Source organism: Leucobacter celer subsp. astrifaciens, assembly GCF_001273835.1.
GTDB lineage: Bacteria > Actinomycetota > Actinomycetes > Actinomycetales > Microbacteriaceae > Leucobacter > Leucobacter celer.
In genome coordinates this window covers 460489-472419 of the sequence record NZ_JHEI01000134.1, presented here as the reverse complement: position 1 = coordinate 472419, position 11931 = coordinate 460489, and the positions used below count along the sequence as shown (strand labels likewise).

At 70.8% G+C, this 11931-nt stretch carries 8 protein-coding genes; 1 reads left to right on the top strand and 7 read right to left on the bottom strand.

The annotated features are described in order from the left end of the window. Positions 1-36: 36 nt before the first annotated feature. The 6 genes from AMS65_RS06210 to AMS65_RS19030 form a co-directional block, all read right to left on the bottom strand. Entirely contained in the window at positions 37-1116 is a 1080-nt protein-coding gene (locus AMS65_RS06210) for an alcohol dehydrogenase catalytic domain-containing protein (RefSeq protein ID WP_241489355.1), read from the bottom strand. Positions 1117-1175: 59 nt separating this feature from the next. Next, positions 1176-2882 (bottom strand): PhnE/PtxC family ABC transporter permease, encoded by a 1707-nt coding sequence (locus AMS65_RS06205; RefSeq protein WP_053383259.1) that lies wholly within the window; start codon positions 2880-2882, stop codon positions 1176-1178. Next, positions 2879-3754 carry a phosphonate ABC transporter ATP-binding protein gene (gene phnC, locus AMS65_RS06200; protein WP_053383258.1) on the bottom strand — a complete coding sequence of 292 codons (876 nt, stop codon included), beginning with the start codon at positions 3752-3754 and terminating at the stop codon, positions 2879-2881. Before phnC ends, AMS65_RS06205 begins: the two co-directional genes overlap by 4 nt. A 46-nt stretch (positions 3755-3800) precedes the next feature. Continuing rightward, positions 3801-4730 carry a phosphate/phosphite/phosphonate ABC transporter substrate-binding protein gene (phnD, locus tag AMS65_RS06195; protein WP_053383257.1) on the bottom strand — a complete coding sequence of 310 codons (930 nt, stop codon included), beginning with the start codon at positions 4728-4730 and terminating at the stop codon, positions 3801-3803. A gap of 477 nt (positions 4731-5207) precedes the next feature. Next, on the bottom strand, positions 5208-7406 hold the full coding sequence (locus AMS65_RS06190) for a YhgE/Pip domain-containing protein (protein ID WP_053383256.1): 2199 nt from the start codon (positions 7404-7406) through the stop codon (positions 5208-5210). Then, positions 7403-10360 (bottom strand): MMPL family transporter, encoded by a 2958-nt coding sequence (locus AMS65_RS19030; protein WP_053383255.1) that lies wholly within the window; start codon positions 10358-10360, stop codon positions 7403-7405. Before AMS65_RS19030 ends, AMS65_RS06190 begins: the two co-directional genes overlap by 4 nt. 112 nt (positions 10361-10472) lie before the next feature. Between AMS65_RS19030 and AMS65_RS06180 the strand changes: the two genes are divergently transcribed. Then, positions 10473-11219 (top strand): TetR/AcrR family transcriptional regulator, encoded by a 747-nt coding sequence (locus AMS65_RS06180; protein ID WP_083451514.1) that lies wholly within the window; start codon positions 10473-10475, stop codon positions 11217-11219. A gap of 55 nt (positions 11220-11274) precedes the next feature. On the opposite strand, the gene AMS65_RS06175 is transcribed toward AMS65_RS06180, so the two are convergent. After that, positions 11275-11892, bottom strand: coding sequence for an FMN-dependent NADH-azoreductase (locus AMS65_RS06175; protein WP_053383254.1), 618 nt, complete (start codon positions 11890-11892; stop codon positions 11275-11277). Between the last annotated feature and the right edge of the window lie 39 nt (positions 11893-11931).

The window sequence follows — 11931 nt, the reverse complement described above, 5'->3', positions numbered from 1 at the left end:
CTGGCACGGCAGCGCCGGCGCGAGTCGGCGAAACCCTCAGCCCGCGTGCGGGACGATGCCGACACGCACCTCGAGGCGCCGGGCGGCGCGTTCGATCGCCCGGTCGAGCGCTTCCAGCGGCAGCGTTTCGCCGACGAGCTCCGGGAACGGGAACTCCCGCCAGTGCGCGTGCAGGAACCCGACCGCACCCTCGAGATCCGCGGGTGTGTAGTTGTGCACACCGGTCACGGTGACCAGCCCCCGAACGACGCGTTCGGGCACAACGGCGACCGGAGCCGTCGGGAAGACGCTTCCCACCCACACGGCGACCCCGCCGACGCCGAGCGCGTCGAGCCCCGCGGCAATCGCCGCCGGGGCGCCCGACGCGTCGATCACGGCGTCGAACTCGCGCCCGGGATCCTGCGCCGCGGGGGCACCCTCCGCGGGATCCACCGTCTCGGACGCGCCGAATCGGAGCGCCAAATCGCGGCGCCCCGCATCGGGATCCGAGAGGACGACGGTCGCCCCGCGCGCGGAGGCCATCGCCGACGCGGCGAGCCCGATGAGTCCACCGCCCGTGATGAGCACCGTCGCGGACCGCAGCGCCACTGCGAGCTCGGCGCCGGTGACCGCGGCCCAGGCCGTCGCGATCCCGCACCCCGCAGGAGCGAGCACCTCGGCCGGCACGTCCTCGCTCACCCGCACCAACGGGGTTCCCGCCAGCAGCTGCACGTGGCTCGCGAAGCCGCCGGCGAGCTCCCACCCGGGTTCGAGGCGCTCATGACCGTACTTGCGAAGCGACCGGCACTTCTGCGGGAGCCCGCGCGCGCAGCGGTCGCAGTCGCCGCAGTGCACCGCGACGGACCACACCACGCGATCCCCGACGGCGACGTCCTCGCCGTCGGTGTAGCGTGCTCCGCCGGCGCCCACCTCCACCACGTGCCCGACGGCCTCATGCCCCAGCACGAGCGGCGTCGGTTCGATGCGATGGCCGAGCACGGTGTGGACATCGGACCCGCACACCGTGGCGAGTTCGATCCGCACCAGCACCTCGCCGGAGCGCACCCGCACTCGCTCGACCACTCCGGGTTCGTGCGGCTCGCCGACTCCCGTGAAGAGCATCGAGGTTGCGACCACTGCTCGATTCCCCGGCGCCGATTCGGTGCGAGGCGGCGCGGGCGGGAGCGGAGCCCCGCTCATCGCAGCACGTTCCGCATCCACATGGCGAGCCCCTCGACGAGCAGCACCGTGATGAGGATCATGATCACGATCGAACCCACGAGCTGGTAGTTCGAACCCTGCCCGGCGTTCAGCAGGTAGTAGCCGACTCCGCCGCCTCCGACGATGCCGAGCAGCGTCGCCGCACGGATGTTCGTATCGAGCAGGTAGAAGGTGTGGCCGATGAGCGCGGGCGCACCCTGCGGCAGCGTGGCGCCCGCGAACTTCTGCATGCGGCTCGCGCCGGCTGCGGCGAGCGCTCGCTCGGGGCCGCGCGGCACCTCCTCGAGGGAGTCGGCGATGAGCTTGCCGAGCAGCCCGACACCGCCGACGGCGAGTGCGATGGTGCCGGCCTGGGCGCCGAGACCCGTGATGACGATGAGCACGATCGCGAGGATGAGCTCGGGGACGCCGCGGATCACGACGAGCAGGAAGCGGAAGCCGCCGCGCGTCGCCGGGTTCGGGGCGACGTTGCTCGCCGCGAGCGAACCGATCACGATCGACAGCACGAACGTGATGAGCGTCGCCGCCAGCGCGATCTCGATGGTCTCGATCATGGCGTTGAAGATCGTCTCGAAGCCGTAGTTGCCGAAGTTCGGCGGCCAGAACGAGGCCGCGACGGCCGGCACCTTCGCCCAGAAGGTGAAGAAGTCGCTCCAGGTGATGTTGCTCACGACCACCCCCGCGACGACGGCCGCGACCGCGATCCACGCGGCTCCGACGTTGCGCACCCGGGTCGGGGTCCACGGCCGATGCATCGCCGCCTCGATCGAAGCGAACACGGCCGCACCCGGAGGCGCGGACGCGATGCCGCGCGATCCTCGTCGGGAGAACAGCCGTACGAAGACGCCCTTGCCGGCCTGCTCCCCGAGCATGCTCACGCGGACCGCGCTCGAGATCATCTCCATCACGACGCACAGCGCGAAGATCACCAGCGCGATACCGAGACCGAGGCCGTAGTTGAGCGATTTGAATGCGTGCGACATCTCCAGGCCGAGGCCCGCGACCCCCACGTAACCGAGGATCACGGAGCCGCGGAGGTTGATGTCGTTGCGGTGCAGCACGGTCGCGACCCAGGAAGGGGCGACCTGCGGCAGGATCCCGACCGTGAATTCCTGCAGCCGTGTGCCGCCGGCCGCGCGGATCGCGAGCCGCGGACCCTCGTCGATCTGTTCGATCGCATCGGCGAACATCTTCGAGATCATGCCGATCGAGTGGATGCCGATCGCGAGGATGCCGGGGAGCGCGCCGAGCGAGAACAGGAGCACGAAGACCATGGCCAGCACGACATCGGGAAGTGCGCGGGTGAACACGCCGATGAACCGGGCGACACCGCGCCAGGCGGCGCTCGGCGATGTGTTGGCGGCGGCGAGGTAGGCGACCGGTACGGAGATCGCGGCCGCGAGCACCGTGCCGGTGAGCACCAGCCCGACTGTCAGCACGGTGAGCTGCAGCAGTTCGAGCGGTTCGGGGAACGAGAGTCCGCCGACCCGGGCGAAGAACCGCTGGGCGTTCCCACCGCTCTCGAACATGCCGGTGATCGAGATATCGATACGGGCGAGCGCGACCGCGGCGAGGATCGCGAGGATGCCGAGGGAGACGCCGGCCGCGATGCGTTGCGGATCGCGGGGGCGACGGGGCGCGCGCTCGCCGACGGAGGGCGCGGGGAGGGAAGTGAGCGTCACGACACGAGCTCCGCGACTCCTGCGTTCTGCGGATCGCGCAGCCCGGCGCCGGCCGGCGCGAGCCCGGCGCCGGGCGCGGCGAGCTCGTTCTCGACGGCCGAGAGCTCGGCGGTCGAGGTGGCGACGCGACCGTAGATCTCCATCACCTCGGCCTTGCTGAGACCCGATGCCGGCATGTCGAGCACGAGCTCGCCGTGGCGCAGGCCGACGATTCTGTCGGCCCACGAGATCGCGAGGTCGACTTGGTGCAGGCTGCAGACGACGGTCAGGCCGTCGTCCGCAGCGATCTCCCGGATGAGCGACATGACCTGGGTGCTCGATTCGGGGTCGAGAGAGGCCACGGGCTCATCGGCGAGGAGCACCTCAGGATCCTGCATCAGCGCGCGAGCGATCGCGACGCGCTGCTGCTGGCCTCCGGACAGGGTGTCGGCGCGCTGATAGGCGCGGTCGAGGAGGCCGACGCGATCGAGACGCTCGAGCGCGCGATGCTTGAGGTGACGCGGGTAGCTGAAGAGTCCGATGCGGGGTCCGCGCAGCGAACCCAGCGCCCCGCTCAGCACGTTCTCGAGCACCGTGAGCGGGCCGACCAGCTCGAACTGCTGAAAGATGAAGCCGACGCGGCTGCGCAGCGCGCGCAGCCCGCGTCCGTTCAGCTGCGGCACACCCCGGCCAAGCACCTCGACCGCACCCGCGGTCGGCGTCTCGAGGCCGTTGATGTGGCGCAGCAGGGTCGACTTTCCAGAACCCGAGAGGCCGAGCAGCACGACGATCTCGCCGCGGTCCACGCGCAGCGTGACATCGGAGAGCGCGGTCGTCTCGTCATAGCGCTTCGTGAGCCCGTCGACGCGGAGCACAGGAACGGTCTGAGTCATGGTGGTGGCCTCCCGGGTTCTGGTCAATCGTGCGTACGGCGAACCGCTACGCCTGGCACTGCTGGGCGTTGGTCTCCGCGCAGATGTCGCGGATGAGGTCGTAGTAAGCGTCATCGACCGGCTCGGTCGCGTAGAAGGTCGCGCGGAACGCGTCGCTATCGGCGCTCTCGACGCCCGATGCGATGATCTCGTCGATGGTCACCTGCTCCAGCGCGGCGACGAGGGTGTCCTGGATGTCCGCCGGCAGCGAGGTCGACATGACGATCGGAGCGCCCGGCACCATGGTCTGCTGGATGGACTTCACCTTGTCCGACTTGGCCACCTCGCTGTCCTCAGCGAACCCGGCCTCGCACTCGACCCCCTCGCCGACCTTCTGCACGCTCACGTCGTGCTTGCCCGCGAACACCGGGGTGACATCGGTCTCGGGATCGATGCCGACCTCGAGCAGGTTGTAGCTCGGGAAGAGGTACCCCGAGGTGGAGGAGGGATCGACGAAGCAGACCTTGAGGCCCGCGAAGCCCTCGATCGAGTCGATGCTGCTGTCGGCGGGAACGATCGCCTCCGAGAAGTAGCCCGGCTCCTGCCCCTCCTCGGTCACGATCGACGAGATCGGAGTAAGCTCCGCACCGTTGTTGGTCGCGGTGACGTACGTGAAGCCGGAGAACGACGCCACGTCGATCTTGCCCGCGATGGCGGCCTCGATGAGTGCAGCGTAGTCGGTCGACTCGTGGTACTCGACGGTCTTCCCCGTCTCCTGCGCGATGAAATCCATCAGCGGCTGGTAGTTGGTCTCGGTGTCGACGGAGTCGGGCACGACGCCGAACACCAGCGTCTCCGAATCGACGGCGAACCCGGTCGAGTCTGCCGACGCGGTCGAGTCATCGGCGGTGGCGCTGCTGGTGCAGGAGGCCAGGCCGAGTCCGAGGAGTGCGACGCCCGCGACAACCGCGGCCGTCTTGAGTGCACGAAGCTTCATGATTTCCCTCCGGAGATGTGGTGGTTCCAAACCGAAACAACGGTCTCATCTCGCGGAGCCGGAAAGGCGCCTATCCCGTGAGCGTTCAACCGCTATTCATCGGGAAGCCGCCAAGCTGAACAGCCGGTGCGCCGGGTTCCTCTTCGGTTCACGCCACCGGGGCCATCACGTGTGCGCTGCGGCGACGGCCGATGCCGTCTCGGCATCGGCCGTCGCCTGTCCGCATGCGAACGCGTCACGCGGGAACGGCGAGCGCGCCGGCGCCGGCGCGGAAGGCGGAAACGCCTGCGGCCGTAGCCGCAGGGTCCCGGGCGACGAAACGCTGGCGCGTTTCGTCCTCAGCCCGGAACCCGTTTTCTCTCAGCCTTCCCGGCGCGGTGGCGTCGGCGCGGAAGGCGGAAAACGCTTCGCGTTTTCCCTAAGCCTTCCCGACGCAGTAGCGTCGGCGCGGAAGGCGGAAAACGCTTCGCGTTTTCCCTAAGCCTTCCGCGCCCTCGCGACCGCGAACGCGGTGAGCACGAGTCCGCCGAGCCCCCACAGCACGAGCAGCACGGCGGCGACCCCCGCTCCGGACCCGCCCGTCGCGATGGCCTGGAACCCCGCGAGCGCCGAACCGAGCGGGCTCGCATCGCCCACGGCCGCGAGCGCCCCCGGCACCGTCGACACGATCCCCACCGCGAACGCGATCACCAGCAGCACGAAGGCGATGAAGCGCCCGAAGCCGCCGAGCAGCGCCGAGAGTCCCTGCACCACGAGCGCGAAGGCGATCCCGGCCAGCAGCGCCAGGCCGAAGAACGCGGCCCCCCGACCGAGGTCGTAGCCGAGCGCGATCGGCAGCACGACGCCGGCGATCGCACCCTGCGTCGCCCCGATCGCCACCGCCGGCACGGCGCTGCGCAGCGCGATCCATCCCACACCCCGCGCCGCCTCGCGCGTGCGGCGCCACAGCGGCGCGAGCACCAGGAATGAGGCGAGCGCGCCCGCCCACAGCGCGATGCCCGCGAACAGCGGCACACCGGAGGCGTTGAACAGCTCGTCGCTGCCGCCGCGGGCCTCGACCGGGGCCACGGCGGTCTCGGCGAGCTTCTCCCGCTCGGCCTCGCTGTAGTTCGGGATGCCGCTCACGGCTTCACCGAGGCCCGTGGCGAGTTCGCCCGTGCCCTCCGCCGACTGGCCGACGCCGTCGGCGAGCTGCGCGGCGCCCTCGGCGAGCTCAGGCGTACCGGCCGCGAGTTCGGCGGTGCCGGTGGCGAGCTGGGACGCCCCGTCTGCGAGCCCGGACGCACCGGTGGAGAGCGCGGCCGTTCCGCTCGCGAGCCCCGCAGAGCCGGAGGCGAGCTGCGAGGCGCCGCTCGAGAGGGCGGCGCCCTGCGCCGCGAACTCGTCGAGTCCGGTGCCGAAGTCGCCGGCTCCGGCAATGAGCTGGTCGAGCTGAGCGATCGGGTCTCCCCCCGACGGCTGCTGCCCGCTGCTGGCCGTCTCCTGGAACGTCTGCATGGCTGCCCCGAGACCCTCGATACCGGTGCCGGCGGTGGCGAGGCCGCCGCCGATCTCGGTAGCCCGCGTCTGCAGGGTGCCGAGCATGCCGTCGCAGAACTCCTGCGCGGCGCCCGACGCGAGGCACTGCACGTAGAGCGTGCCGATGTCTTCGCCGAGGGCCGCCGTTCCGGCTCCCGCCGCGGTCATACCGCTCTCGATCTGACCCTGCGGCTCCGCGCTGTCGAGCTGCAACTGGCCGAGCGCGCCGATGAGCGTCTTCAGCTGCGTCGCGGTGGCGATCGTGCCCTGCTCCAGCGTCGCGTACGACTGGGCGAGGGTCGAAGCGCCTCCGACGTACTGCGCCACACCATCGGCCAGGCCGCTCGCGCCGGCGGAGAGTTCGCCCGCGCCGGTCGAGAGTTCCGAGACGCCGGTCGCGAACTGCGAGGCGCCCGTCGACAGCTCACCCGCTCCGCTCGAGAGCTGCTGCGTGCCGTCCGAGAGCTGCTGCGTGCCGTCGGCCAGCTGGGTCGCTCCCTCGGCGAGCTGCTCCCCGCCGTCGGCGAGCTGCGAGGCGCCGTCCGCGGCGTCGCCGAGTCCGCTGTGGAGCTCGCTCATCCCGACGAACACGCCGCCCACGAACTGGGCGCCGAGCTGCTGGTTGAGCACCCCGGTCGCGGTCTGGGTGACGATGCTCGAGAGCGCGGTGTCGATGAGGCGCCCGCGATCGCTCTCGGCGATGTCGATGTGCGCGGTCTCGGCGCCGTCGGGGCCCCCGGAGAGCGAGGTCGCGGCGGCCGAGAAGTTCTCGGGGATCGTGACGACCGTGGCGTAGCGGCCGTCGTCGAGGCCCGCCTCCGCGTCATCCGCGTCCGTGAGCACCCAGGTGAAGTTGGTGTCGACGGTGCCGGATCCGGATCCGGACTCTTCGCCCGCTGCAGCGCCCCCGTCGTCGGATGAGCCCGACCCGATCAGCTCGCCCGCGAGTACACGCCCGAGCGGCACCAGCTGGCCGTCGACCTCGACCGGCTCGTCCTGGTTGACGACGGCCGCGGTGACGCTGTCGAGCCGCTCGGTCGGGTTCCAGAGCCCCCACAGCAGCACACCCGCCACCGTGAGCGGCACGAGGATCAGACCGAGAATCGTGGTCCAGTGCACGGGCTTGCTCCCCGTGCGTCGCGTCAGCGGCAGGCTCATCGGGTGGCTCCTTCCATGGTCTGCGCGGTGCCGGCGAGTACGGGGCGGGTGCCGGCCGGATCGGTGTCGGCCGGATCGGCATCCGTCACGACGAACACCGCGCCGTCGGGCAGCAGCCGTTCGGCGAGATCAGGCCCGCCGAGCACCACGATCGTCAGCGGCGGAGCCGATCCACGGCTCGTCTCGACGGTCGCGGCGGCGAGCGCCGAGCGCACGTCTTCGACGCGGTCGAGCGCCATCGGCCGCTCAGCAGCGGCCCGCAGGTCGAGCAGCAGCAGCGCGGGGCGATCCCGCAGCGCCTCCCGCAGCGATTCGGGGCCGGCCCAGGCCGAGCGCGCACGCAGCGAGGCGGACCGCTCCGGCAGCAGCAACCCGTCGACCTTCACGGTGCCGGCGACGATCGGGCCGCGGCCGGTGAGGGTCTCCGCGAGCGGCAGCGACGCGGGATCGCGCGGGTCGAGCAGCAGCACCTCGCCCGGGCCGACTCGCAGCTCGGGCACGCGCACGTGGTGCGGCAGCAGCAGGCGATCGGCCGCGATGACGGCGTCCGGACGGTCGGCGGGCCACTCGGCGTGCGCGATCTCGCGGGCGAGCCCCTCGCCCTCCACGTCGAAGGCGGGCAGCAGCTTCGCGAGCCACCGCGGCATCCACCAGGCGCGATCCCCGAGCAGCGCGAGCACTGCGGGAACGAGCGTCATGCGCACGATGAAGGCGTCGACGAACACGCCGACCGCGAGGCCCAGCGCGATCACCTTGATGCTGGGATCGCCCTCGGGCACGAAGGCTGCGAACACCGCGAACATGATGAGCGCGGCGGCGGTGACGACCTTCGCGCTGCCGACGAAACCGCGCCGGATCGCGTCGCTCGCCTTCGCGCCGTGCACGTACTCCTCGCGGATGCGCGAGACGAGGAACACCTCGTAATCCATGGCCAGGCCGAAGAGCACACCCATGAGGATGATCGGCATGAAGCTCAGCACGGGACCGGCGGAGCTCACGTGCAGCAGATCCGCGAACCAGCCCCACTGGAACACCGCGACGACCGCTCCGAACGCGACGCCCACCGAGAGCAGATAGCCGAGCGTGGCCTTGATGGGCACCCACACGGAGCGGAAGACCATGGCGAGCAGGATCAGCGAGAGCCCGACCACGAGGATGCCGAAGGGCAGCAGCGCCTGCATGAGCATCTCGGAGACGTCGATGCCGACCGCGGTGAAGCCCGTCACCGCGAGGCTCACCCCGTACTCCTGCTGCCACTCGTCGTGCATGTCGCGCAGGGTATGCACCAGTTCGGCGGTGCTCTCGGAGTGGGGGCCCTCCTCGGGCACCACCTGGATGATGCCGGTGTCGGCGCCCTGGTTCGGGGTCGCGAGGGGCACGTCGGCCACGCCGGGCACCTGGCGCACCTCGTCGGCGAGGTCCTCCATGAGCCCGAGCGGATCGTCGCTCGTGATGATCGACCCGGTGAGCAGCAGGGGGCCGTTGTGGCCCTCGCCGAAGTGCTCACCTGTCAGCTCGTAGGTGACGCGGGCCGGATCGTCGGCGGGCAGCGAGGTCGCGTTGGGGAGCGCGAGGCGCAGATCGAGCGCGGGAACGGCCGCGAGTCCCAGCGCGACGAGCACCGCCGCGATCGTGATGATCGGGCGCCGCGTGACCGCTCGCACCCACCCGGCGAAGAAGCGGTCGGCGCGGGAGGGGCGGTGTGCGGTTCCGCCCGTCGGGCGAGGCGCTTTCTCGCCGCCGCGCGAGCGGTCGGGCTCGCCCTCACCGCCGGTTGAGCGGAGCGAAGCGGAGTCGAAACCCTCGGCGTTTTCGATTTCGACTCGCTGCGCTCGCTCAATCGGCGGGGCGGGATCCACTCGCTCAATCGGCGAGGCGGGATCCACTCGCTCAATCGGCGGAACCGCCGCTGCAAGCGCCCGGCGCTGCTTCTTCGGCAGGATCCGATGCCCCGCCATCGCCATGATGGCGGGTGTGAGTGTGATCGCGATGAGCACCGCCACGGCGACTGCCGCCGCGGCCGCCACGCCGAGCGCCGTGAGGAACGGGATCCCGACGACGGCGAGACCGGCGAGGGCGATGATCACGGTGAGCCCGGCGAACACCACCGCGGACCCGCTGGTGGCCGTGGCGCGCGCGATGGACTCCTCGACGCCGAGACCCGCACGCAGCTGCTCCTGGTGCCGGCTCACGATGAAGAGCGTGTAGTCGATGCCCACGGCCAGGCCGAGCATGAGCGCGAGCATGGGGGTCGTGGAGGTGAGGTCGGCGAAGGCTGTCACGAAGAAGATGCCGGCGATCGAGACGCCGACGCCGAGGATCGCGATGAGCAGCGGCATGCCGGCGGCGATGAGCGAGCCGAGGGTGAGGATCAGCACCACGAACGCGACCAGCACGCCGACCGCCTCGGCCGGGCTGAGACCGGGAACCGACGCGGAGAACATCTCGCCGCCGTACGAGACCTGGGCGCCCTGCGGCAAGCCGTCCCGGATCTGCTCGGCGGCCTGCTCGATCCCCTCGATCGTGGCGTCGGGCACCGTCGTCATGTCGCCCTCGACCTGCACGGTGATGAGTGCGGCACTGCCGTCCTCGGCGAGCCCGCCGCTGGCCAGCTCGCTGAAGGGCGTCTGCACCGCGGCGACATCCCGCACGTCCTCGAGATCTGCCGCAGCATCGGAGATGACCTGCTCGTAGGCCGCGTCATCGACACGCTCACCGTCGGCCGCGACGACGATGATCGTCGCGCTGGTGCCGCTGACCTCGGGGAAGGTGCGCCCGAGTTCGGTGATCGCCTGCTGCGATTCGGTGCCCGGGATCGTGATGGGGGCGTTGGCGCCCTGCCCGAAGAGCCCGGCGCCGGCGCCGAGCAAGGCGAGCACCGCGATCCAGAGGATGAGGACGAGGGTCTTCGCGCGGATCGCCCACCGGCCGAGGGCGTAGAGCAGCGTGGACATGCAGGCCTTTCGGTCGCTGAGAGGGTCGCACTCGATACATTGATGCATCGGTTTCGATACACCAATGTATCCGCATCAACTTCGAACAGCCTGAACGTGCGATGATGGGGACATGTCGACTCCCAGTGCCAGACGCCAGGAGACCCGCACCCGACTGCTCGACGCTGCCATCGAGGTCTTCGCGGAGGAGGGTCTGCAGGGCGCCTCCGTCGAAGCCGTGTGCGCCCGGGCCGGGTTCACGCGCGGCGCCTTCTACTCGAACTTCTCGAGCAAGGAGCAGCTCTTCCTGGCGCTGCTGGAACGCGAGTTCGAGCACCGCGCCGCGGACCTCGCGGAGAAGGCCCGCGAACTGGAGCCCACCCTGCGCGAGCGCAGCGGCTGCATCTCACCCGCCGAGGCGGCGCGCTACATCGCGGAGTTCTTCGCCCCGGCACGCGACGCGACCGCCTGGTTCGTGCTCGAGGCCGAATTCCTACTGCTCGCCATGCGCGACCCCTCGATCGCGCCGGGCCACCACGAGTTCATGGATCGCTTCTACGCCAGCATCGCGGGGATCGTCGAGCAGGTGGTCGCGGCGGCCGGCCGCCGCTTCGTGATTCCGGTGGAGCGGGCGATGCCCGTGCTCAGCGGCGTCTACGAGCGCGCGCTGCGCGCGGCCGCGCTCGCCGGCCCGGAGGAGAACGGGGCCTTCGACGAGCTCGGCGATCGCCTCGCGGAGCTGTTCTTCGCACTCACCGAGGAGGCGAACCTCGACGGGGCCGGTTCGGAGAGCACCGGCACCGGCACCGAGGCCGCGCCCGGACCCGGAACTCCGCCCGGCACCGACTTCGTCCCCCCGACGGACCTGCGGCTCATCTGAGCACCTGCTACACCCAGCACCCGCTACACCCGGCACCCACTACACCCGGCACCCGCTACACCCGCGACCCCAGCTCTCGCGACGCCTCGATCGCCCGGATGAGCTCGTCCGCGGCCAGCTCAGCGTCGAGTTCGGGCAGCCGGTCCGCGAGCGTGCGGCTCGTCGTGACCGCGTGGACGTCCATTCCGAGCCCGCTCCCGAAGACGAGGGTCAGCTGGGCGATGAGGTGCGCGAACGCTCCGTCGTCGTCGGTGCCGCCGCGCGCACCGGCGATGACGAACGGCTTACCTGCGAGCGGCTGCGCCGGCACGTCGAACGGCGCGGTGAGGCCCGGAATGTGCACCAGATCGATCCAGACCTTCAATGAGGCGGGGAAGGCGTAGTTGTACATCGGAGCGCCGACCACCACCACGTCGGCCATGAGCAGTTCGTCGATGACGGCCGCCTGCAGCCGATCGAGCTCCGCATCGACCCCAGCCCCGCGCCGCAGGCGATCGGGCCAGTGCTGGTCCGTCGACTGCAGGTGCGGGAGCGGGTCGAGGTGCAGGTCGCGTGAGACCACCGTGTAGTCCTCGCCGCGCGCCCGCCAGGCACGGGCGAACTCCTCGGTGAGACGGCGGGTTCGGGATCGCATCCCGTCCGCGGACGAATCGATCTGGAGCAGCGTTGGCATATCGGTGACCTTACCGGTGCGGAGACGACGAGGGCGACG